Annotated in this window: 22 protein-coding genes; 7 read left to right on the top strand and 15 right to left on the bottom strand. The window is 65.4% G+C overall.

What is annotated here, in order from left to right; genetic code table 11:
- Window positions 1-2 precede the first annotated feature (2 nt).
- Complete coding sequence (locus tag J3474_RS16405; RefSeq protein ID WP_207094892.1) at window positions 3-932, top strand: electron transfer flavoprotein subunit alpha/FixB family protein; 930 nt, start codon at window positions 3-5, stop codon at window positions 930-932.
- Between the two features lie 81 nt (window positions 933-1,013).
- Here J3474_RS16405 and J3474_RS16400 read toward each other — a convergent pair whose 3' ends face one another.
- From J3474_RS16400 to J3474_RS16375, 6 genes are all read right to left on the bottom strand, one after another.
- The gene (locus J3474_RS16400; protein ID WP_207094891.1) at window positions 1,014-1,556 is read right to left on the bottom strand and encodes a GNAT family N-acetyltransferase; all 543 of its coding nucleotides are present in this window, start codon (window positions 1,554-1,556) and stop codon (window positions 1,014-1,016) included.
- Entirely contained in the window at window positions 1,547-2,767 is a 1,221-nt protein-coding gene (locus tag J3474_RS16395) for a DUF445 domain-containing protein (protein ID WP_207094890.1), read from the bottom strand. Before J3474_RS16395 ends, J3474_RS16400 begins: the two co-directional genes overlap by 10 nt.
- Window positions 2,768-2,863: 96 nt before the next feature.
- The gene (locus J3474_RS16390; RefSeq protein WP_207094889.1) at window positions 2,864-6,304 is read right to left on the bottom strand and encodes an efflux RND transporter permease subunit; all 3,441 of its coding nucleotides are present in this window, start codon (window positions 6,302-6,304) and stop codon (window positions 2,864-2,866) included.
- A gap of 9 nt (window positions 6,305-6,313) precedes the next feature.
- Window positions 6,314-7,513, bottom strand: a complete 1,200-nt coding sequence (locus tag J3474_RS16385; RefSeq protein ID WP_207094888.1) for an efflux RND transporter periplasmic adaptor subunit — start codon at window positions 7,511-7,513, stop codon at window positions 6,314-6,316.
- 300 nt (window positions 7,514-7,813) lie between these two features.
- Window positions 7,814-8,113 carry a DUF1153 domain-containing protein gene (locus J3474_RS16380; RefSeq protein ID WP_007012660.1) on the bottom strand — a complete coding sequence of 100 codons (300 nt, stop codon included), beginning with the start codon at window positions 8,111-8,113 and terminating at the stop codon, window positions 7,814-7,816.
- Window positions 8,114-8,115: 2 nt separating this feature from the next.
- Entirely contained in the window at window positions 8,116-8,448 is a 333-nt protein-coding gene (locus J3474_RS16375) for a hypothetical protein (protein WP_041558632.1), read from the bottom strand.
- 136 nt (window positions 8,449-8,584) lie between these two features.
- On the opposite strand from J3474_RS16375, the gene mnmA reads away from it, so the two are divergent.
- Entirely contained in the window at window positions 8,585-9,775 is a 1,191-nt protein-coding gene (gene mnmA, locus J3474_RS16370; RefSeq protein WP_207094887.1) for a tRNA 2-thiouridine(34) synthase MnmA, read from the top strand.
- 12 nt (window positions 9,776-9,787) lie between these two features.
- Here the strand turns inward: mnmA and J3474_RS16365 are convergent, their stop codons facing one another.
- The gene (locus J3474_RS16365; RefSeq protein WP_207094886.1) at window positions 9,788-10,159 is read right to left on the bottom strand and encodes a hypothetical protein; all 372 of its coding nucleotides are present in this window, start codon (window positions 10,157-10,159) and stop codon (window positions 9,788-9,790) included.
- A 32-nt stretch (window positions 10,160-10,191) separates the two neighbouring features.
- Here J3474_RS16365 and J3474_RS16360 point away from each other — a divergent pair, with 32 nt between their 5' ends.
- Window positions 10,192-11,334, top strand: a complete 1,143-nt coding sequence (locus tag J3474_RS16360) for a serine hydrolase (protein WP_207094885.1) — start codon at window positions 10,192-10,194, stop codon at window positions 11,332-11,334.
- A 10-nt stretch (window positions 11,335-11,344) separates the two neighbouring features.
- Here J3474_RS16360 and J3474_RS16355 read toward each other — a convergent pair whose 3' ends face one another.
- Both J3474_RS16355 and pdxH read right to left on the bottom strand, forming a co-directional pair.
- Window positions 11,345-12,286: a cation diffusion facilitator family transporter gene (locus J3474_RS16355; protein ID WP_041559173.1), complete on the bottom strand. Its 942-nt coding sequence runs from the start codon at window positions 12,284-12,286 to the stop codon at window positions 11,345-11,347.
- Window positions 12,287-12,302: 16 nt separating this feature from the next.
- Window positions 12,303-12,929 carry a pyridoxamine 5'-phosphate oxidase gene (gene pdxH, locus J3474_RS16350; protein ID WP_013831515.1) on the bottom strand — a complete coding sequence of 209 codons (627 nt, stop codon included), beginning with the start codon at window positions 12,927-12,929 and terminating at the stop codon, window positions 12,303-12,305.
- 244 nt (window positions 12,930-13,173) lie between these two features.
- On the opposite strand from pdxH, the gene J3474_RS16345 reads away from it, so the two are divergent.
- From J3474_RS16345 to fabI, 3 genes are all read left to right on the top strand, one after another.
- Entirely contained in the window at window positions 13,174-14,133 is a 960-nt protein-coding gene (locus J3474_RS16345) for a DnaJ C-terminal domain-containing protein (RefSeq protein WP_207094884.1), read from the top strand.
- A gap of 72 nt (window positions 14,134-14,205) precedes the next feature.
- Complete coding sequence (locus J3474_RS16340) at window positions 14,206-15,189, top strand: YihY/virulence factor BrkB family protein (protein ID WP_013831517.1); 984 nt, start codon at window positions 14,206-14,208, stop codon at window positions 15,187-15,189.
- On the top strand, window positions 15,186-15,989 hold the full coding sequence (fabI, locus tag J3474_RS16335) for an enoyl-ACP reductase FabI (RefSeq protein WP_207094883.1): 804 nt from the start codon (window positions 15,186-15,188) through the stop codon (window positions 15,987-15,989). The genes J3474_RS16340 and fabI overlap by 4 nt, the downstream gene beginning before the upstream one ends.
- A gap of 109 nt (window positions 15,990-16,098) precedes the next feature.
- On the opposite strand, the gene J3474_RS16330 is transcribed toward fabI, so the two are convergent.
- The 6 genes from J3474_RS16330 to J3474_RS16305 form a co-directional block, all read right to left on the bottom strand.
- Window positions 16,099-16,695, bottom strand: a complete 597-nt coding sequence (locus tag J3474_RS16330; RefSeq protein WP_007012670.1) for a hypothetical protein — start codon at window positions 16,693-16,695, stop codon at window positions 16,099-16,101.
- A gap of 120 nt (window positions 16,696-16,815) precedes the next feature.
- Window positions 16,816-17,340: a demethoxyubiquinone hydroxylase family protein gene (locus J3474_RS16325; protein WP_007012671.1), complete on the bottom strand. Its 525-nt coding sequence runs from the start codon at window positions 17,338-17,340 to the stop codon at window positions 16,816-16,818.
- A gap of 22 nt (window positions 17,341-17,362) precedes the next feature.
- Window positions 17,363-17,869 (bottom strand): disulfide bond formation protein B, encoded by a 507-nt coding sequence (locus J3474_RS16320; RefSeq protein ID WP_207094882.1) that lies wholly within the window; start codon window positions 17,867-17,869, stop codon window positions 17,363-17,365.
- A gap of 28 nt (window positions 17,870-17,897) precedes the next feature.
- Complete coding sequence (locus J3474_RS16315) at window positions 17,898-19,262, bottom strand: S41 family peptidase (RefSeq protein ID WP_207094881.1); 1,365 nt, start codon at window positions 19,260-19,262, stop codon at window positions 17,898-17,900.
- 144 nt (window positions 19,263-19,406) lie between these two features.
- Window positions 19,407-20,654 (bottom strand): murein hydrolase activator EnvC, encoded by a 1,248-nt coding sequence (locus J3474_RS16310; protein ID WP_207094880.1) that lies wholly within the window; start codon window positions 20,652-20,654, stop codon window positions 19,407-19,409.
- A 164-nt stretch (window positions 20,655-20,818) separates the two neighbouring features.
- The gene (locus tag J3474_RS16305; protein ID WP_013831521.1) at window positions 20,819-21,493 is read right to left on the bottom strand and encodes an OmpA family protein; all 675 of its coding nucleotides are present in this window, start codon (window positions 21,491-21,493) and stop codon (window positions 20,819-20,821) included.
- 195 nt (window positions 21,494-21,688) lie between these two features.
- On the opposite strand from J3474_RS16305, the gene J3474_RS16300 reads away from it, so the two are divergent.
- A complete protein-coding gene (locus J3474_RS16300; RefSeq protein WP_041558636.1) occupies window positions 21,689-23,023 on the top strand; it encodes a hemolysin family protein in 1,335 nt (444 codons plus the stop codon).
- Window positions 23,024-23,063 lie beyond the last annotated feature (40 nt).

The following is a 23,063-nucleotide window of genomic DNA, read 5'->3' as shown; positions in this document are numbered from 1 at the left end:
TCATGAAGACGCTTGTTTGGGTCGAACACGACAACGCGTCGCTCAAGGATGCGACGCTCGCCACTGTCACCGCGGCTGCCAAGCTGGGTGAAGTCCACCTCCTTGTCGCCGGTTCGGGCTGCCGCGCCGTCGCCGAAGCGGCCGCGCAGATCGCTGGTGTGGGCAAGGTCCACCTCGCCGACAATGCGGCCTACGAGCATGGCCTCGCCGAGAACGTCGCGCCGCTGATCGCCGATCTCATGGCCGATCACGACGCCTTCCTCGCCCCGGCGACCACCACCGGCAAGAACGTGGCGCCGCGCGTCGCCGCCCTGCTCGATGTGATGCAGGTTTCGGACATCCTCTCGGTCGAAGGCGAGAAGACCTTCACCCGTCCGATCTATGCCGGCAACGCGATTGCGACGGTCGAAAGCACCGATGCCAAGCTGGTCATCACCGTGCGCGGTACCGCCTTCGGGAAGGCCGCAGCCACCGGCGGTTCGGCTGCTATCGAAGACGTCGCCGGGCCTGGCGATGCGGGTCTGTCGAGCTTTGTCGGCGCCGAGCTGGCAAAGTCGGAACGTCCTGAACTGACCAGCGCGAAGATCATTGTCTCGGGTGGCCGCGCGCTCAAGGATGCGGCGACTTTCGAGGAATACATCATGCCGCTCGCCGACAAGCTCGGCGCAGGCGTGGGTGCTTCGCGCGCTGCAGTCGATGCCGGCTATGTGCCCAATGACTACCAGGTCGGCCAGACCGGCAAGATCGTGGCGCCGGAAGTCTACATCGCCGTCGGCATCTCGGGCGCAATCCAGCACCTGGCCGGCATGAAGGATTCCAAGACCATCATCGCCATCAACAAGGACGAGGATGCACCGATCTTCCAGGTCGCCGACATCGGCCTCGTTGCCGACCTGTTCAAGGCCGTGCCGGAGCTCACCGAAAAGCTGTGAGAACCTACCTCCTGCAATGATTGCAGAAACCCCGGAAGGCTCGCTTCCGGGGTTTTTGTTTGCCTGCTCAAGAGTGCCGGATCAGGCAGGCAGGCGCTCGAAGAGGTTGAGTACCGTCCTGTCGTCTTCCGCCAAGTGCTGCCCGCACGGCTTGAAGCCGAGGCGGGCGGCAAGGCGTTCGGAAGGGGTGTTGCCTTCCTCGATCATGCAGGCGATCCGGCGCTTGCCGTGGACCCGGTCGAACCAGGCCAGAACTGCAGCCATGACTTCGCCGGCGAGGCCTTCGCCCCAATGGTCCTGCCGCACGATCCAGCCGGCTTCGGGCACATCGTCCATGCCCTTGCCGAAGCCGCGCCATGAATGGAAAATGCCGCAATTGGCGATGAGGTCGGCCTCGCCGCGCTTGCGGACGTAGAACGTGCCGTAGCCGTAGAGCGCCCAGCTTCCGGTGTTGCGGCTGAGCCTTTCGAACTGCGAGAAGTGATCTGCGCGCGCCGGGCCAAGGTAGCGGGTCATGTCCTTGCCTTCGAGCAGGCGCACCAGCCCCTCGAGATCGCCCGGCCCGGGTTGCCACAATTCGTAGCGCCGGGTGGTCAGAAGGGGTTTCCCTGCGTTCACAGCCATCGCTCCACGGTGTGGATTGCCATGCCGACGAGCCCGCCGACAAGGGTGCCGTTGATGCGGATGAACTGCAGGTCCCGGCCCACGGCCCCTTCTATGCGGTCCGAAACGGTCTTGGCATCCCACCGCTTCACGGTTTCGGATACGAGTCGTACGATCTCCGAGCCATAGCGCGAGGCCACGCCGACCAGCGTCCTGCGGGCGAACCGATTGACGAGAGCCTGGAGGCGCCGGTCCTCGGCGAGGGCAAGGCCAAGCTGGGAAATCGAATCGCCTAGGCTGCCCGAAAGCGCCTTGTCCGGATTACGGACCGCGCGCAGCAGCGCCTCGCGGGCGCGTTCCCACATGGCATCGAGCCAGGCCGCCATGGCCGGGTTCTCGATCAGCTCGCTCTTGATACGCTCCACCTTGGCGCGCACTGCCGGATCGTGGCGCAGATCGTCGGCAAGGCGCGTGAGCGACTCGTCGATCCTGGCGCGCAAAGGATGGTCCGGCTGCACGATCACTTCGGCCAGCAGGCGGTAGGCGCCGTCGAGCACACCATTGGCAAGGCGTTCGTCCAGCCCGGTCCAGCGCATGATCGCGTTGGCGCGCTGGTGAATCATGTCGCGGATCATCGGCTCGTTTGCCTCGATGGCCTCGCCGATCTTGCGCAGGACCGACGCCAGTACCGGCAGGTGGCGCTTGTCGGCAATGGCGTTGGCGAGGATCTGGCCGAGCAGGGGGGCGAGATCGATGCGGGAGAGCTGCTTGCGCAGGCCGGCCTTGATCATGCCGCCCATCTGGTCGGGGTCGAGCGACTCCAGGATGTCGGCGAAGAGGCCCGCGGCGCCGGCCCGCAGGCGCGACTGCTCGTCGCGACGCGGATCTGCGAGGAAGGCCCCGGCACTTGCTGCGAGGTTGAAGCCGTGCAGGCGGCGGGCCACCACCTGCGGCGTCAGGAAGTTGTCGCGCAGAAAGGTCGCCATCGAATCGGCGATACGGTCCTTGTTGACCGGTATGATCGCGGTGTGCGGGATCGGCAGCCCCAGCGGTCGGCGAAACAGTGCGGTGACGGCGAACCAGTCGGCGAGCCCGCCGACCATCGCGGCCTCGGTGAAGGCGATCGCATATCCCAGCATCGGGTCCCAGGTCGGATAGAGGACAGCAAGACGCCGCAGGGCCATGAAGGACAGGGCCATCAGCAAGAGCAGCCCTGTCGCGAAAAGGCGCATGCGCCTTGCGCGATCCTGCCTCGGTATCTCCTGCGTCACCACTCCAGTCTTACGCGCCGCGCTCTGCAAGGTTCCCCGCTTCCCTGCCCAGGCCGACTATTCCGCGGGGACGGACGCGCCGCCCTTGTCGTCGGGATGGCCGGTTCCATGCGCATGATGCGGTTCGAACGTGAGCAGGGACTTGCGCAGACGCGGTCCGATCCGCTTTTCGAAGCCGTCGGCAAGGCTGAACGCAGCCGGGACGATGATCAGCGTCAGGAATGTCGAAAGCAGCAGGCCCCCGATCACGGTGATGCCCATGGGCGCACGCCACGCACCGTCACCCGAAAGCGAGGCGGCGGTAGGTACCATGCCGGCGGTCATGGCTACTGTGGTCATGATGATTGGCTGGGCACGCTTGTGGCCTGCGTCCATGATCGCGTGGAGCTTGTCGACGCCGCTCGCCATTTCCTCGATCGCGAAGTCGATCAGCAGGATCGAGTTCTTGGCGACGATGCCCAGTAGCATGAGGATACCGATATAGACCGGCATAGACACCGGCTGGCCGACGATGGTGAGGGCGATCATGCCGCCAAGCGGGGCAAGCAACAGCGAGGCCATGTTCACCAGCGGCGAAACGAAGCGCTTGTAGAGCAGCACCAGCACCGCGAAGACTAGGAAGATGCCGCTGATGACGGCGATGATGAAGCTGGTGACCATTTCCTGCTGCCACTTGTCCTCGCCTACCGGCGCGTTCGAAACGCCAGCCGGGAGGTTCTGCATGATCGGCAGCTTCTGGATCTGCTCCATCACCGGCCCCTTGACCTGGCCCTGGCCGAGGTCGGCGCCGACGAAGACGCGGCGGGACTGGTTGTAGCGCTGGATCTGGGTGGGCCCGGCGCCGAAGCGGATCTCCGCCACGCGCTTGAGCGGGACCGAGCCGCCGCTTGCAGTCGGTACCGGCATGTTCTCGATCGTCGAGAGATCGCGGCGCGAGGAGCGCGGCATGATCACGCGGATCGGGATCTGGCGGTCGCTCAGGGAGAACTTGGCGGCGTTCTGGTCGATTTCGCCCAAGGTGGCGATGCGGATCGCCTGGCTCAGCGCCGTTGTCGTCACGCCCAGTTGTGCGGCCAGGTCCAGCCGCGGGACGACGACCAGTTCCGGACGCTTGAGGTCTGCGGCGATGCGCGGAGCGACGACGCCTTTGACCCCGCGCATTTCCTCGACGAGCTTCTGCGCAGTGGCATTGAGGAGTTCGGAATCGCTGCCCGACAGCATGACCGAGATGTCACGCCCGGTGCCGAAGCCTCCTGCCTGGCTGGCGAAGGTCACGCGCGCATCGGCTATTTTCTGGAGCTGGGGCGCCATGCGCTGCTCGAACTGCTTGCTGGTCGTCTCGCGCTCCTTGGCAGGCTTGAGAGAGACGTAGAGCGTGGCCGCCGCCTCGCGCGAGGTTTCGAGCACGCGTTCGACTTCGGGCTGCCTTTCCAGCAGGCCGGTGACCTGGTCGGATACGGCGGCGGTCTGCTCGATGGTCGTGCCCGGGACCATCTCGATGTTGACCTGGCTGGTGTCGTTGTTCTCGTTGGGCTGGAACTGCTGCTGCGAACCGACGAGCAGTGCGGCCGTGACAACGAGTGCATAGATGCCAGCGCAGAAGGCGTAGAAACGGTGGTCGCGCGAACGGGCGGCCAGGCGCTCCGACAGGTACCGATACCAGCGGCCGAAATGCCCGAGCGCCGCCGCAGCGCCATGCAGGAAGCGGCCTGCGAAGAACGCGATGATCGGCACGGCGATCGGCGCGATCAGCGCGGCGAAGATCACCGCGCCATTCTTGAGCCCGACCGAAGCGAGTACTTCGTGGAGTCCGTAATAGATGAGGGCGGCGGCACCGGCGCCCAGGGCGATGATGAGCGTGATGGCGAGCGCGCCCACAGGGTAATACCACAGTTGCGCGGGGACATCTGCGATCTGCGCACGCCGGCGCTTGGCCTCTCTGGTGTCGAGGGTCCAGGCCAGAACCTTCATGTAGAGGTCCATGGCGCGGCCTTCGCCGTGTTCGGCGTGGCCATGGGCCTTGAGGAAATAGGCCGCGACCATCGGCGTGATGAGGCGCGCGACGGCAAGGCTCATCAGCACCGCAACGACGACGGTCAGGCCGAAAGCCTTGAAGAACTGGCCGGGAATGCCGGGCATGAGCCCGACGGGCAGGAACACCGCGACGATCGAGAAGGTGGTGGCGACGACCGCGAGGCCGATTTCGTCGGCGGCATCGATCGAGGCCTGGTAGGCCGACTTGCCCATGCGCATGTGCCGCACGATGTTCTCGATCTCGACTATCGCGTCGTCGACCAGCACGCCTGCGACGAGGCTGAGGGCCAGCAGGGACAGGAAGTTGAGCGTGAAGCCCATCATGTCCATGAACCAGAAGGTCGGGATCGCCGAAAGCGGGATCGCGATGGCGGAAATGAAGGTCGCCCGCCAGTCGCGCAGGAACAGGTAGACGATGACGATCGCCAGCACCGCGCCTTCGACCAGCGCTTCCATCGAGCTGGTGTACTGGTCCTTGGTGTAGTCCACCTGCGAGAACAGCTGCGTGATGTGAACGCGCGGATTGTCCTGCTTGATCTGTTCCAGCGCCTGGACCGCCGCATCGTAGACGGTGACGTCCGAAGCGCCGAGCGCGCGTTCGAAGCCGAAGGTCACCACTTCGCGGCCGTGCAGCTTGGCGATGCGGGTCTGTTCCGAGTACCCGTCATAGACATTGGCGACGTCGGACAGCTTGATCGAGCGGCCGTTACCGAGGTTGATGCGGGTCTGCGAGAGGTCGAAGGCGGTGTCGGCATTGCCCAGGACGCGGACCGACTGGCGTGAACCGGCGATCTCGGCCTGGCCGCCGGCCGCGTCCGTGTTGACCGCGCGCAGTGCGTTGTTGACGTCGCGGGCGGTCACGCCGAGCGAAGCCATCTTGTCGGGATCGATCACCACCCGGATTTCGCGGTCGACGCCGCCCTGGCGCGAGACCGAGGCCAGTCCCTCGATCGACAGCAGCTTCTTGGCGATGGTGTCGTCGATGAACCAGCTGAGCTGCTCCATCGTCATGTCATCGGCACTGACCGCGAAGAGCGCGAGGTTGCCCCCGCCGCCCGCTTCGACCTTGGCGACCTGCGGTTCGAGGATGCCGTCGGGCAAGTCGCTGCGGATCTGGTCGACCGCGTTCTTGACCTGGTTGGTTGCGACGTCCGGATCGGTGCCGATCGAGAACATCACGAATGTGGAGGAATTGCCCTCCGACGCAGTCGACTGGATTTCCTCAACGCCCGGGACCGAACGTGTTGCCGCCTCGATCTTCTGGGTGATCTGGGTTTCGATTTCACTTGGCGCTGCGCCGGGCTGCGAGACCGAAACGTGGACGCCCGGAAATTCGACGTCCGGCATGTTGTTCACGTCCATGCGCGAGAACGAGACCATGCCGGCGATCATCACGCCGATGAAGAAGACGATGGGGACGATCGGATTGCGGATCGACCATGCCGAGATGTTGCGCAGGCTCATGCGTCCGGATCAGTTCTTCTCGGTGACAAGTTTGGTCTGGACCTTGTCACCGTTGTTGAGGAACCCGCCGGCGCGCAGCACGACTTTCTCCGTGCCGTTGAGGCCCGACCTGATGGCAATGCCGTCGGCCGTGACGAGTCCGGTCTTCACGTCGCGGCGCTGGACCGTGTTGTCCTTGCCCACGACATAGACGAACGCACCCTTGTCATCGTTCTGGATCGCCGATTCCGGCAGCATCGGCGCGACGACCGCGCCGGTCTCGATGGTTGCCGAGGCGAATCCGCCGGGACGCAGTTCCTTGGCATAGGACAGCGCGATGCGCGCGGTGCCTTGGCGGTTGTCGGGATCGATGACGGGAGAGATCTGCCAGACCTGTCCGGTGAAGGTCTTGTTCGAGCCCACCGGGATGACTTGCGCGGTCACGCCCACGCTCAGCTTGGCGAGATCGTCTTCGCTCAGATCGGCGAGCAGCTCCATCTCGCCGCCCTTGGCCAGTCGGAACAGCACGCCGGTGCCGCCGCCGACGACCTGCCCGGGCTCGGCATTGCGCTCGAGCACAAGGCCCGCTGCGGGGGCGACGATGTTGAGGCGTGCGGCCTGGGCCTTGAGCTGGCCGAGCGTGGCCTGCGCCACGCGCACGCGGGCATTGGCGGAATTGCGTTCGGCAGTCAGGCGATCGACGTCGGCCTTGGAGATGAAGCCGCGGTCGACGAGCTTGAGGGCGCGATCCAGATTGGACTGGGCCAGTTGGGCATCGGCGCGGGCGACGTCGACCTGTGCGGCCTGGCTGGCGATCTGCTGGCTCTGGACGGAACGATCGACGACGGCGAGGACCTGGCCCTGTTCGACCCAGTCGCCCGGCTCCACGAGGACCTGGCGGATCTCGCCGCCTTCGCCGACCGAGCCGACCGGCATTTCGCGGCGCGCGGCAAGCGTGCCGGTGGCACTGATCTCACCCTGCACCGTGGTCTTTCCCGGGACGACCACGGTGACGACGGGAGTCTGGATGTCGGACTCGTCGGCGAGGTCGTTGCCGCCGCGCAAGTGGGTTAGCGCCCAGATTCCGATCATCAGGACAAGCGCAATGGCGGAAGCGACCCAGATACGGCGGCGCAGGACGCGGTCCTGCTCGTCGGCGCCAGACATCAACTCGCCAGCAGCGAGCGCGTCATCTTCCGGCACGGATTCAATCTTGGTGTCGTAATTCATCGGTTCACCGCAATAACTCCTCTCCGAACACTTCCGTCCGGTGCGGAGTGATTTGCCGCCATTGGTCCCGGATACGACGATCCGGGCCGCACTTGCGGCAGAATTTCATGCGTGCCGACATATACGTGCGCCGACCGACTGGCAACTTGCAGTCGGTTCACGACATATATCGTCCGACGAGCGTCGAGAGCTTAATGCGTTGCGATGGAAGCGGAAATTGGCTCGGCGGAATCAAAAACGGCGGTAAACAGACCGTTTACCGCCGTTTCGATTGGTTTCAGCCACGCTGAAAGCCGTGCCTCAATACTTCTGCTGACGCTCGTAGAGGTCGCGGTAGTGTTGAATTCTTGTCACACGAAGGCCCTGCATGCCCGAGCGGTCCACCGCCCGTTGCCAGGATGCGAACTCTTCCAGCGTGAGCTGATAACGTTCGCAGACCTCGTCGATCGTCAGCAGGCCGCCATTGACGGCAGCGACGACCTCGGCCTTGCGGCGCACGACCCAGCGCGTCGTGTTTGGGGGCGGCAGCGACTCAATCGTCAGCGGCTCACCAAGCGGCCCGATCACCTGGGCTGGGCGAATCTTCTGGTTCTCGATCATCGTTACCCTCGTCCGCCGGTATTGTTGTCGCCGGCAACTGGTGCGACCTTGGCCCCGTCAGGCTTGCCATTGGCTGAAACTTCAAGGTTAACAGGCCTTGAGCGTAGCCCGTAAGTATTCAGCAACGATGCAGCTTCACCTGCAAAACTGCCGCGAGTCCGCAAGCGGACCGGTGTGCCTTCACCGTTCAGGATCGTCCGCACTTCATGGGCCGCGAACAGACGTGTTCGCAGGTCGTTCCAGTCGGGAGCCGATGGGAACCCCGTGAACTCCTCGCTCGTGCGACCCAGCGCATGCCCTGCTGTGCAGGTTTCATGATCAAAGGCGATGTTCATGGAACTGCCATACGCTAGACATGGTGAAAGGAGGGTAAAGATGCCTCTGCGCAGTTACCTCCCGTTTCCGGTCCAGCGGTTTCGAATTCGCGCTGAAAGGTAGGAAATCCGCGCATACCCCTGTATGGGGCCACGCATGAACGCGACTCCCGATATTGCCGGACTGCTCGACAGGCTCGATCCGTCCGTCCTGTTCCAGCTGCCCGAACCGCTTTCCGAGCGCCGTATCGTCGTGGCGATGTCTGGCGGCGTGGACAGTTCGGTCGTGGCCGCGCTGGCGGCTGCGACGGGCGCGGAGACCATCGGCGTCACCCTGCAGCTTTACGATTACGGCGCGGCGACCGGGCGCAAGGGCGCCTGCTGCGCCGGCGACGATATCCGCGATGCGCGCGCGGTGGCAGACCGGCTGGGCATAGCCCACTATGTCTTCGACCATGAGAGCAGCTTTCGCGAGGAAGTGGTCGAGCGCTTCGCCGACGATTACCTTGCGGGGCGGACCCCGATCCCCTGCATCCGCTGCAACATGGGCCCCAAGTTCACCGACCTGCTGACGATGGCGCGCGAATTGGGCGCCGATTGTCTGGCGACCGGGCACTACGTCCAGCGCGTCCTCGGCCCGGCCGGGTCCGAGCTGCACCGCGCAGTCGATCCGGCACGCGACCAGAGCTATTTTCTTTACGGTACGACCGAGGCACAGCTCGACTTCCTGCGCTTTCCTCTGGGCGGCTTGCCGAAGACAGAGACGCGCCGGCTGGCCGAGGCGGCGGGCCTGCGCGTGGCGGCCAAGCCGGACAGCCAGGACATCTGCTTCGTTCCCGACGGCGACTACGCCAGGATCGTGCGCCAGGTGCGTCCCGAGGGCGAAGCGCCGGGCGAGATCGTACACGCAACCAGCGGCGAAGTGCTGGGCGAGCATCGCGGGATCATTCACTATACCGTCGGCCAGCGCCGGGGGCTCGAGATCGGCGGCCAGCCCGAGCCGCTCTATGTCGTGCGCCTCGATGCCGAGACGCGCCGGGTCCTGGTCGGCCCGCGCCGGCTGCTCGGCGTTGCTGCGGCGCGGATTTCGGAGACCAACCGCATCGGACCGCTGCCCGACACGCCGCTGACCGACGCGCCGCTGACCGCTAAAGTCCGCTCGCTGGCCAAGCCGGTTCCGGTTACGCTGGAAGGTCCGCTGGGCGAAGGCGCGGGCACCGTGATCCGTTTCGCCAGCCCGGAATATGGCGTCGCCCCCGGGCAGGCCGCGGTGATCTATTGCGGAGAGCGCGTCGTCGGTGGCGGCTGGATCGAGGAAACCGAGGCGGCCGAAGTCATTCCGGCCTGACCTGCAGACGGCCTAGTCGTCCCACGGTTCCAGCTGGCAGCCGCGTTCTTGGCTATAGGTTGCCCTCGAACTTGCCAGCAGCGGGACTCTGGCGGTCAGTGACTTGGTCTCGGCATCGTCGGAGAGGAACATCAGGCTGGCGGTGCGTCCCAGACCCGCAGCGGCAATATCGCCCTTGCAGCTGTTCAGGTCGCGATTCGAGACGAAGCGGCATACGCAGCCGACGCGCGCGCCATAGGCCGCGCTGACCCGCGCCTGCGCACCCAGACTGTTCCACGAAAATGCGATGGCGGTCCCCGCAACGGCCAGCACCAGCAGCACGAGATTGCGCTTCCAGCGCGCAGGCTGCCTGTCACCAGTCGTATTTACCTTGGCTGTTGCCATCCGCTCGCGCCTCGCACACTACACCGCGCATCATGACGGTGCGCCGCCTTCCCCATATCCTCGCCTTCCTTGCCCTGCCAACCCTGTGGGGATGTAGTAACAGTGGAGCAGATGCGCCGCCGCCGGCCAGCGCCGAGGCGCTGGCCGCGATCAAGAACGAAGGCGGGGCGCCCCGCGATGCCCTTGGCCGCGCGATCGACCGCCTGTTCGACAACCAGGCGGTCGGGCGGACCGATGCGCTCGTGATCATGAAACGCGGCGCCGTGATTGCCGAGCGCTATGGGCAAGGCGTTTCTGCCAGGACGCCGCTGCAGGGCTGGGCCATGGGCCAGTGCGTGACGGCGCTGATGATCGGCCAGCTCGTCAGTGACGGACGCCTGCGGCTGAACGAATCGGCCCCGGTCCCTGCATGGCAGCGCCCGGGCGATCCGCGCGGCGAAATCACTCTCAAGCAGCTGTTGCAGATGCGTTCGGGCCTGCGCCACAGCGAAACCGGCGATGCCGGGCAAGGCGACGTCGCGCGCCAGTCGGATCGCATCCGGATGCTGTTCCTCGATGGCCGCGACGACATGGCGGCCTATGCCGAAGCGCAGCCGCTCGAAGCGCCGGCCGGACAGGTCTTCGAGAATTCCTCCGCGAGCGCGGTGATCCTGTCCGACCTCGCCGCGCGGGTGCTCTCGCCCGACAGCGATCCGGGCCGCCGGCGCCGGGCCGTCGAGGAATACCTCGACAACCGCGTGCTCGACCCGCTCGGGCTAAAGACCATGCGCGTCGAATATGACCGGGCGGGCACGATGATCGGTGCGGCCATGGTCGATGCCTCGGCGCGCGATTGGGCCAACCTGGGCGAGTTCCTGCGCCACAACGGTTCGGTAAAGGGCGCACAGATCCTGCCGCGCCGCTGGGTGCAGTTCATGCTGGCGCCGAGCCCGCGCAATCCGGGCTATGGCGCCGGGGTCTGGCTCAACCGGGCCGAACCGGGCGAGAACGCAAGGCTCTATCCCGGCACAGCCAAGTCCGACGTCTTCGCTTGCCTTGGCGAACATGGCCAGTACGTCATCGGTTCGCCGAGCCAGCTGCTGACGGTGGTGCGGCTGGGAGCCAGCGACGTGCAGCAGGAACAGGCGCTGCATTACGAATTGGGCGCTCTGCTGGCATTGTTCCCCTCGAACTGAGGCAGGCCGCCTATTTCGAGGCTTCGACCCGGATCGGGGGCAGGACGTCCTTGCCCGCAGCGCCCACTTCATCGACAAGGCCGTCGGGATCGGTGTGGATCAGGATCTCCACATCGGGGAATTCGGCGTGAATGGTCGCCTCGATGTCGTCCATCACGCGGTGGGCCTGGCGCACGGTCATGTTGGCATCGACCCAGACGTGAAACTGCACGAAGTGCTTGTTGCCCGAAACGCGCGTGCGCAGGTCATGGACCCCGCTGATATCGGGATTGTGGGCAATCAGCTCCAGCACGCGCTGCTTCTTTTCCTCGGGCCATTCGTGGTCCATCAGCTGGTTGAGGACGGCCTTCGAAGCGTTCCAGGCGCCCCACCCCAGCCAGAGGGCGATGCCCAGGCCGAACACCGGGTCAGCGCCGCGCAGTCCCGCGTACTGGTCGAGCACGAGCGCTGCGATCACCGCGACGTTGAGGAGCAGGTCCGACTGGTAGTGGACGCTGTCGGTATGGATCGCGAGGCTCTTGGTCTTTCGGATCACGTAGCGTTGCCAGGAAAGCAGCGCGAAAGTGACGACGATCGCTACCGCCGAGACGCCGATGCCCATGTCGGCCGCTTCGACCCGCCCGCCGGACAGGAATTCCTCGATCGCGCGGGCGGCGATGCCCAGCGCCGAGATCGAGATCAGCAGGATCTGGAACAGGGCGGCTATGGCTTCGGCCTTGCCGTGGCCGAAGCGGTGTTTGTCGTCCGCCGGCTGCGAGGCGATCCACACGCCCAGCAGCGTGGCCATGCTGGCTACGAGGTCGAGCGTCGTATCGGCAAGGCTGCCGAGCATCGCGATCGAACCGGTTGACCAGGCGGCCCATGACTTGAGTGCCAGCAGGAACAGGGCCGCACTGATGCTGGCAAGAGCGGCGCTGCGGTTCAGACCGGCCGATTCGTGATCGTGATTCAGGCTCAAGTGCTGGACCTCACGGGTAGAGCAGGGTGCTGGACCATGCCGAGGCATGGCCGTCCGTCGTTACTTTGCGCACGAAACGGCGGCGCTCGTGCAGGCGATAGGGGCGATCATGCCAGAATTCGATGGCGCTGGGCACCACCCGGAAACCGCCCCAGTGCGGCGGGCGGTCGACTTCGCCATGCGCGAACCTGTCGCGCGCGGCTTCGTAGCGGGCCAGGAAGGTCTCGCGGCTGTCGAGCGGGGCCGACTGGTCGGACGCAACCGCGCCCAGTTGGGAATCGCGCGCGCGCGAGTGGAAATAGGCGTCGGCCTCGGCATCGCTGACCGGCTGGAGCCGGCCTTCGATGCGGATCTGGCGGCGCAGGCTCTTCCAGTGGAACAGCAGCGCGACGTTGGGGTTGGCGGCGATCTCCTGGCCCTTGCGGCTGTGGCCGTTGGTGTAGAACACGAAGCCATCCGGGCCGTAGCCCTTGAGCAGGACCATGCGCACCGACGGCAGGCCCTCGGGGGTCGCAGTAGCCAGCGCCATGGCATTGGAATCGTTGGGCTCGGCTTCGCGGGCCTCGTCGTACCACGCCGTGAACAGCGCAAAGGGGTCGCCGTGGGGGATGACCTCGCGGGCCTGTTCAGCTTCCATGGAAATATCCTGTCGGGTTGAATTCATCGAATGCGGCTGCGTCGATTGCGACCGGGCTTGTCCCGGCCCCCGCGCGTGTGAAGCAAGCGCGGCCATCCTGCCTTGATCGGGGACAATCGGGGCGCGCAATGCATACCATGGGAATGCCAATAGCGGCCTGTCCCCCCGTGGGAAAGTCGCCAGAGACGCAACCGTTCACACAGCGCTTGCCGTAATCCAATTGGACACCTAGCTAAATGTCACCATGGCAGCAGATCCTTATACCATTCTAGGCGTTTCGCGCGGGGCGAGCGAGAAGGACATCAAGTCCGCATATCGCAAGCTTGCGAAGGAGTTTCATCCCGACGCCAACAAGGACAATCCGAAGGCCGCTGACCGCTTCAGCCAGGTCACCGCGGCTTATGACCTGCTTTCCGACAAGGCCAAGCGCGCGCAGTTCGATCGCGGTGAGATCGATGCCGACGGCAATCCGACGATGGGCGGCTTCGGCGGCCCGGGCGGTGGTTTCGGCGGCGGACCGGGCGGCCAGCGCGGTTTCGGCGGAGGCTTCGGCAGCAACGACGGCATTGACCTCGAAGACCTGTTCGGCGGGATCTTCGGCGGTGGCGGCCCACGCGGCGGCGCCGGCGGTATGGGCGGTATGGGCGGCATGGGAGGAATGGGCGGAGGTCGCGGGCGGGCGCCGCGCGGTGCCAACGTGTCCTACCGGCTTTCCGTCTCGCTGACCGACGCGGCCGAACGCAAGGACCAGCGCATTACCCTTTCCGATGGCAAGACCATCGACCTCAAGCTGCCCGCCGGAGTCGAGGAAGGCACGCAGATGCGCCTTGCCGGCAAGGGCGAGCAGGGGCCGGGTGGCCCCGGCGATGCGACCGTGACGGTGCATATCCAGCATCACCCGTTCTTCCGCCGCGACGGCGACGACTTGCGGATCGATCTGCCGATCACGCTCGACGAGGCCATCGCCGGAGCCAAGGTCAAGGCACCGACGGCATCGGGCGCGGTCATGCTCTCGATTCCGCCCGGGGTCAGCTCCGGCAAGGTCCTGCGTCTCAAGGGCAAGGGTTTCAGCCGCAAGGACGGTTCGCGCGGGGATCAGCTCATCACGCTCGAGATCGTACTGCCGGAAAACGACAGTGACCTTGCCAAGCGGCTGGAGGGCTGGCGCGACACCCGTGACGTGCGCGGCAAACTTGGCGTGTGACGGCCCAGGACCTATGACTGCCCGGTGCAGGTCGAACAGCCTATAGAACAGGATGACCCGCTGGACCGGGTCATGGCGGACCTCTCGCCAGAGTCCCGGCGGCGCGAGGCGCTGCGGCGCCGTGACCGGATCAAGGATGAGCTGCGGCGCCGGGCCGGGCCGGGCTCGCGCTTTTTCGCCGTCCTGCGCAGGGTTTTGTCGGGGGCGTGGCACGACGGCTTCATCCACGCCGGCAACCTTGCCTATATGACCCTGCTGGCGCTGTTTCCCTTCTTCATCGCCCTGGCCGCCATTTTCTCGGCGCTTGGCGAGCAGGCCCGGCTCGACGCTTCGATCGATGCCCTGCTGATCGCGGTGCCGCCGCGCGTGGCCGAAGTGATCGACCCGGTCGCGCGCGACGTCGTGGCGGCCCGGCACGGCTGGCTGCTCTGGGTCGGCGGGCTGTTCGGCCTGTGGACCGCGACCAGCTTGATCGAGACGATCCGCGACATTCTCCACCGCGCCTACGGCATGGCAAAGGACAGGGCCTTCTGGCGCTATCGCCTGTTTTCCACCGGTCTGATTTTCGGATCGGTGATCCTGCTGCTGGTTTCGCTGTCATCGCAGGTCCTGATCGGGGCGATCGAGGAAGTCCTGCTTGTGCTATTTCCCCGCCTCGATTCGGTGATCGACCAGATCATGGTCTCGCGCACGATCTCGACTGCCACGCTATTCGGTTCAATTTACACGCTTTTCTACCTGCTGACGCCGCGGGCCTACCAGCGCGGGATCTATCCCAAGTGGCCCGGCGCCGCGCTCGTTACCATCTGGTGGCTGCTGGTCGTCTGGTTGCTCCCGCAGGTGTTGCGCAATTTCTTCGTTTACGATCTGACGTACGGAAGTCTCGCCGGAGTGATGATCGCGCTTTTCTTTTTCTGGCTTGTCGGACTAGGGATGGTCGTGGGCGCCGAACTCAATGCGGCGCTCGCGGAATCGCCGGAAGAGCGCGAATTGCTCAGGCGGGCGCGGGCGTCCTCGGCCCAGGACGATAACGAAGTACAGGATGAACACGAATGACCGGTCTGATGCAGGGGAAACGCGGCCTGATCATGGGCCTAGCCAATGACAAGTCGCTGGCCTGGGGCATTGCCAGGAAGCTGCATGAACACGGCGCCGAGCTGGCCTTCTCCTATCAGGGGGAAGCACTCGCCAAGCGCGTGAAGCCTCTGGCTGAAAGCCTTGGCAGCGATTTTCTCGTCGAATGCGACGTGGCGAACATGGAAGCGGTCGATGTGTGCTTCGACCAGATCCGTGAGCGCTGGGACACGATTGACTTCATCGTCCACGCCATTGGCTTTTCGGACAAGAGCGAGCTGCGCGGCAAGTACGTCGATACCAGCCTCGAAAACTTCCTGATGACGATGAACATTTCCGCCTACAGCCTCGTCGCGGTGACGAAGCGGGCGATGGAAATGATGCCGAATGGCGGCTCGATCCTGACGCTGACCTATTACGGCGCGGAAAAGGTCGTGCCGCACTACAACGTCATGGGCGTGGCCAAGGCCGCTCTCGAGACTTCGGTACAGTACCTTGCCAACGATCTCGGCCCGCAGAACATCCGCGTCAATGCGATCTCGGCCGGTCCGATCAAGACGTTGGCTGCCAGCGGCATCGGCGATTTCCGCTACATTCTAAGGTGGAACGAGCTGAACTCGCCGCTGCGCCGTAACGTCACGATCGAGGACGTCGGCGGTTCGGGCCTCTATTTCCTCTCGGACCTCTCCTCGGGCGTGACCGGCGAGACGCACCATGTCGATGCCGGCTACCACGTCGTGGGCATGAAGCAGGAAGATGCTCCCGACATTGCCCTGACCTGAGTTTCGGGCAAGATCGGAACGCGAACCGAAGAGTAAAAAGGCCGGGAGCGATCCCGGCCTTTTTCATGTTCGACGCCGCAGCCCGCCGCGAAGGGCGGACCGGCCGCGTTTACTTGTCTTCGGATTCATCAACCGGCGTGGCAATGGTCGCGGTGCCGCTCTTGTCTTCGGCGGCGTCGGTTTCTGCCTGCTGGCGCTGCTTCTGCTCGAGATAGGCCTTTTCGGCCGCCTCGACCCGCTTCTGCTGCGCGGCCGCTTCGGCATCGATGGTCGAGAGCCGCTTGGCGCGTTCTTGTGCGATCAGTTCGCTGAATTTCACGTCGGAGGCGTTGGCCTTCTCGGCATAGGCCTGGTCGATCAGCTTCTGGGTGCAGCCTAGCGCGCCGCCGCCGCCGACCGGAGAGCAGCTCATCGTGCCGAACGCGCCGACCGTTTCGTAGGCTTCCACCCGGTTGGTCCAGGCTTCGGACTTGGGCGAATCCACACCGCGCAGAGGTTCGGGAATGCGGTAGCGTTCCGCTTCGGCCTTGCGCGCGCAGACGGTGATCTCGTTGCCCGACGATTCGGGGCAGGGATCGTCGCCGAAGACGATGACCTGGTTGACCTTCTCGCCATCGTCCTCTTGCGCGGTGGCAGGAGCGGCTGCGAAAGTCAGGCCCGCGGAAAGGGCGGCGAGGGCTGCGGCGGCAGTCAGGAGGCGGGCCATCGGTTATGCTCCATGCATCGGATTGATCGTTATCGGTCAGGATATAGGCCAGACCGGCCTTGAACGGTAGGTGAAGCCAGGAAGAAAGCCCTAACGCGTATCAATTTCTCCTGCGAAGCGTCAGATGCGCTCGGACAGCTTGATGGCCGCGCGGCAGCCCAGCCGGATGGCGTTGAACAACAGGGGATAGGCGGGCGCCTGCTCGGCCCCGGCGGCCAGTGCGGCGTCGCGATGCTCGCGCTCGTCATCGCGGAATTCGCGGATCGTCTCTCGCAGTTCAGTGTCGTCGTCGCCTTCCAGCTCTTCGAGTTGCTGAGTGTAGTGGCGGTCGATCTCGGTTTCGATCGCGGCGGTGCAGGCCATCGCGGCCTTGGGGCCCAGCAGTGCGGTTGCCGCGCCCAGCGCATAACCGGCGACGGACCACACCGGCTGGAGCAGGGTGGGGCGCACGCCTCGCTCGGCGATCATCGCATCGAAGCGGGCGCGGTGATCGGCTTCCTGCTCGGCCATGCCGGCGATCTCGCTCGAATGCTCGGCGCGGGTACCCATGACCGCGAGCTGGCCTGCGTAGATGCGCGTGGCGCCATATTCGCCGGCCTGATCGACCCTGAGGATCCGGGCGTTGCGTTCCGATTTCGCGTCCATGCCTGTGTCCAAACCTTGTGCCTTATACCTTTTCGGGCGCCGTAAGCTGCACTTTGCCGTTCATCGCGATCAGCGCGAAGACAAGCAGGGCCCCGCCGGTGGAAATGAGGAAATTCCAGCCCGCCAGCGAAATGCCCCACAGGTCCCAGGGCGCCACGTCGCAGCGGATCACCGGGGCCTTCATGATCGCGGCAAGGGGATCGCCGCCGCCGTCGAACACGCTGGCGGTGCAGGCGGTGACGCCATGCCACCAGCCATATTCGACTCCGGCGTGAAAGCCGCCGATCAGGCCTGAAACGAGCACTGCCAGCGCGGCGATCGCCACCAGCGGCGCGACCGGTCGCCAGAAAAAGGCAAGCAGGGCGAACGGTATCGCGATCATGTGCGGATAGCGTTGCCACCAGCACATCTCGCAAGGGTAGAGGCCGAAGCCGTACTGGCTGAGGTAGGCGCCGCCCAGCAAAGCCAGCGGAATGGCGAGCGCAAGCAGGCGGGCGGCGCGCAAGGGCGTGGCGACGGCGACGGTCATATGTTCAGCTTTCCCGTGTCCGGCCCGCTCAGTTCTTCTTGTCGGATGGCGCATTGGTTGCGAGCGCCGGCTTGCCGGCGGTGCGCTGCAGCGTCGCGATCGCGTAGTGAAGCTGGAAGTCGTCGATGCCCTTTTCCTTCAGCTCCTCGGCCGAAACCTTGAAGCGCGGATCGTCCATCTTGTCGTTCTCGAGGTCCTTGTCCTCAAGCGCGGCCTCGTTGATCAGGTGGCCGCGCAGGTCGGACTCGCGCACAGCCCGTTCGGCGCGAGCCCTTGCATCGGGATCTGACATCTGCGGCACCTTGATGTCGGGCACGATGCCGCCTTCCTGCACCGAGTGGCCCGAAGGCGTGAAGTAGCGCGCCGTCGTCAGCTTGACTGCGCTGTTCTTGTCGAGCTGGATGAACGACTGGACCGACCCCTTGCCGAAGGTGCGCTCGCCCATCACCACAGCGCGGTGCTGGTCCTGCAGCGCGCCGGCCACGATTTCCGAGGCCGAGGCGGAGCCCGCGTCGACCAGGACGATCACCGGCATGCCCTTGACGACGTCGCCGCGGAACATGGTTTCGGCGCGATAATACTGGTTCTCGCTGGCGATGCGGCCGCGCTGCGAGACGATCACGCCCTTGTCGAGGAACAGGTCCGAGAGCGCCACGGCTTCGTCGAGCGAACCGCCCGGGTTGGAGCGCAGGTCGAGCACCAGGCCGTCGAGCTTGCCGCCCGCCGTTGCCGCCTGCTTCTTGAGGTCGGCGATCGCCTTGTTCACGTCGTTGCCGACATCGCGCGAGAATTCGTTGACCGAGATGACGCCGATGTCGTCCTTGAGCTCCCAGGTCACCGGCTCGAGCTCGATGACGCCGCGAGTCACGGTGACGTCGAAGGGTTCGTTGCGCCCGGGGCGATAGATCGTCAGGCGGATCGAAGTGCCGGCCGGGCCGCGCATCTTGGACACGGCCTCGTCGAGGTCGCGCTCGTAGTAGAGCACGCCGTCGAGGTGGGTGATGTAGTCGCCCGCCTTCACTCCGGCCTTTTCCGCCGGGCTGCCCTTGAACGGCGAGACCACCTTGACCGCGCCGTCATCCTCCACGACCGAAAGGCCGAGGCCGGAATAGTTGCCGTCGATCATCGTCTCGAGCCGCTGCAGCGAAGGGCCGTCGAGATAGTTGGAGTGCGGATCGAGGCTGGCGAGCATGCCGTCGATGGCGCCCTTGAGCAGCTTGTCGTCGTCGACCGGGTCGACATAGTTCTGCTTCACCAGTTCGTAGATGGTGAACAGCTTGTCGAAACCCGGATTCACGCGGCTGTCTACGGCCGACAGGCCGGACGTTGCCACCGGCAGGACCGCTACGGCGGAAACCAGCATGGTCGCGCGCAGGATGGATCTGATCTTCATCGGGCTTGACTGCCTCTCGTTCGTCACGCCGGCCGCAGCCGGTCTTGGCACATGATCGCGCATATTACCGGGCCTTTGCGCCAATTGCCAGCGATGCGGCCTTGGCCTTCGGCGCGGTGTGAAGCAGCGATCCTCGTCACTGCACTATAGCGAGCGGATATATTGCAGGGGATTAACGGGTTCGCCCTCGCGCCGCAGTTCGACGAGGACTTGCGGCTGGCCGGGCCCTGTCATGCCCAGCGGCGATCCGGCCACCACCCGTTCGCCGACATCGACGTCAAGGCGGGCGAGGCCGGTGACCAGCGAGGTCCAGCCGCCGCTGTGTTCGATGATGACGATGCGGTCGTAGCCGCGGTAGGGCCCGGCATAGGCTATGCGTCCCGGCGCGGGGGCGACGGCCTGGGCATTGGCCCGGGTCGCCAGGGTGATGCCGCGCGAACGGTTGAGCCCGGGAGCATCCTCTCCGAATCCGGTCACGACGCGGCCGGTGACGGGAAGCATGTAGGTGGGAAGACCCTCGGGCGGGGTGACGAACTGCGAGGAGGCGATCACTTGCGCTTCCTCGGGGCGCGGCGGACGCATGATCGGTCCGGGCAGTGCGGCCAGCTCTTGGCGCAGTTCGCCTTGCCGGCCCATCTCGTCGACGAGATCGCTCAGGTCGCGGGCCTTTTCGGCCAGGGCCAGGGCGCGTTCGCTTTCGCGCGCGGCGACGCCGGTAGCCTCGCGGCTGGCCAGCCGCTGGCGTGCTTCCAGGGTTGCCAGTTCGCCGCGCCGTCGGCGCATTTCGGCCTCGGCCATCTTCAGGTCGTTGGCCGCGGCCTGGGCATTGCGCTCCAGCGCCCGGCCACGCTCGATCTCGCTGCGCAATGAGGCAGTACGGCGCTGCACTTCGGGCAACATCGTATCGAGCAGGGCGCGAAGGTAAACGGCATCGCGCACCGATCCCGGGCGCAGCAGGGCGAGCAGGGGCGGGCGGCGCGACAGGCGCTGCAGTGCACCGGTCAGCCCGGCCAGCGGTGCCTGCCGCTCGGCCAGACGCGCGCGCAGCTCGGCTCTCTGCGAGGCGACCAGCCGGACTTTCGCCGTCTGTACCGCAATGGCGGCTTCGGTCTGCTGGATGCGGGCGGCGACCGCAGCGGCCTCGCGCGCGGTCTTCTCGGCCTGCTGGGTTACCTGCCGCGCCTGCTTTTCGAGCTTTTCGGCGCGCTCGCGAGCGGCATCGCCCTCGCGGCGCGCGGCCAGCATGTCTTCCTGCGCCCGGGTGGCGTCGACCGCGGGATTGAGCACCGCGAATGCACCCACCTGGCTCAGCCCGCGGCCTGCCACCATGGCGGCGCACAGCCCCAGGCCGGCAGCGGAAACGAGCAGGATCTTGCGCGAAGCGGGCGTCACACCCGGTTAACTAGAGCGCCCATGCGCAAAAGGAAATGATCGGCGCAAGGCCGAGCTGGGGAAGATTCACGCGGGCTGCCCATCGTGCAGTGGGTGCCAACGAAGAAGGGGCCGGCGTTCCCACGCGCCGACCCCTCTACCGATCCCGTCTACGGGGTGTGCACTCAGCGTGCGGCGGCGGCCTCGTCGGTCGTCACCGGGGTGATCTTGATTTCCACGCGGCGGTTGAGCGCGCGGCCCTCGGCGGTCGAATTGTCGGCTACCGGGTAGTTCTCGCCCATGCCCTGGGTCTGGATGCGAGCCGACGACACGCCGCGCGAAATCAGGTAGCGCCCGACGGAATCGGCACGGCGCTTGGACAGGTCCATGTTGTACGCGTCCGAGCCGGTTGAATCGGTGTGGCCGTACACGTCGATCAGGCTGTTGGGATACTGGATCATGCTCTGCGCGACCTTGTCGAGCGTTGCTTGAAACGAGGGGCTGATCGCGGTGGAATCCACGGCGAAAGTCACGTCGGGCAGGTTGACGAGAATACCGTCGCCTTCCTGGCTGACGTCGACGCCGGAACCGGCGGTCTGTTCCTTCAGTTCCTTGATCTGCTTGTCCATCTGGTAGCCGACCACGCCACCGGCGACGCCGCCGATGCCCGCGCCGACGATGCGCGCGGTCTTGCCGCCGATCACGCTGCCCAGAAGATAGCCGAGCCCGGCGCCGCCCACGCCGCCGATGGCCGTGCGCGAGACCTTGCGTTCGCCGGTGTTCGGATCGGTGACGCAGCCGGACACTGCGATCAGCGAAATGGCGGCGGCTGTTGCCGTGAACAGGCGAGTTCGTTTCATGGTCTTGGCCCTTCCTCTGTATATCTCTGTCTGCGCATTCATCTGTGTGATAGTGAACATGAATGGCAAATTGATGATGTCGGCCAAACGCTTGTTGCCCGCCTATGTTCCAGAGGCACGTTCGCTTGTGAGCATTTGTTGCCGCTTCACGCAGCGCTTCGCTATTGCGGAAATCTCTGCTAGCGCAGGGACATTGTGACGCCCTTTCCCTGGACCGACCTCCTCATCATCGCCGGCCTGATCCTGATCAATGGCCTGTTTTCCATGTCCGAACTGGCGATCGTGTCCGCTCGGCCGGCCCGTCTCAAGGTATCCGCGGACAAGGGCAGCAGGGCTGCGCAGACTGCGCTCGATCTTGCTTCGGACCCGGGCAAGTTTCTCTCCACGGTGCAGATCGGCATCACCCTGATCGGCATCATTGCGGGCGCCTATTCGGGGGCAAGCCTGGGCGAGCCGGTGGGCGAGAGGCTGGCGATGCTGGGCGTTCCGGGCCATCTCTCGGGCCAGATCGGTTTCGCGCTCGTCATTATCGCGACGACTTACGGCAGCCTCGTGATCGGCGAACTGGTGCCCAAGCAACTGGCCCTGCGCGCCGCGGAGCCGGTGGCGATCATCATGGCCCGGCCGATGGCATTGCTGGCGCAGATCATGGCGCCTTTCGTCTGGCTGCTCGACAAGTCCTCGGGCCTTATCCTGCGCCTGCTGGCGGTGCGCCGCGGCGGGGAAGAGCAGCTGACCGCCGAGGAACTGCACATGATCTTCGCCGAGGCGACCCGTTCGGGCGCGATCGACGAGGACGAGCGGGCAATGATGGCAGGGGTCATGAAGCTGGCCGACCGGCCGGTGCGCGAACTGATGACCCCGCGTAACCAGATCGACTGGATCGACGTCGATTCCACCAGCGAGGAACTGCGCGCGCGGATTGCCGGATCGCCGCACTCGCTGCTGCCCGTGGCGGATGAGGACGTGCCCGACAAGGTGCTGGGCATCCTCAAGGTCCGCGAGGTTCTGGCCGCGCTCGTCGAGGGGCGCGAGGTCGATATCCGCGCCATGATGAAGAAGGCCGAGGTCATTCCCGACCAGCTCGATGCTATGGATGCGCTGCGCAAGCTGCAGGTGGCGGAAGTCTCGATGGCGGTGGTCCATGACGAGTACGGCCATCTCGAAGGCGTGGTGACGCCCTCGGACATGCTTGCGGCACTTGCCGGCAACTTCGTCAGCCACCAGGACGAAGGCGACGAGCCGATGGTCATCGAACGCGCCGACGGTTCGCTGCTCGTCTCCGGCTCGATGCCGGCCGACGCCTTTGCCGAGCGGCTGGACATAGATCTGTCCCACGACCGCGAATATGCGACCGTGGCCGGCTTCGTGCTTGCGGTTCTCAAGAAAGTCCCCCGCGAGGGCGAAGTCTTCACCGAACAGGGTTGGCGCTTCGAGGTCGTCGACATGGACGGCCTGCGCATCGACAAGCTCCTGGTCGAGATGGAGGCGGTCGACGGCGGGGATGACGGGGTTTCCGGCGACGGCTGACGCTCGGCCGGGCCTTGGATGCCTTCGCCGGAGCACAATC

This window comes from Novosphingobium sp. PY1 (assembly GCF_017312445.1).
Classification (GTDB): Bacteria; Pseudomonadota; Alphaproteobacteria; order Sphingomonadales; family Sphingomonadaceae; genus Novosphingobium.
This window is presented reverse-complemented; position numbering and strand designations above follow the sequence as displayed.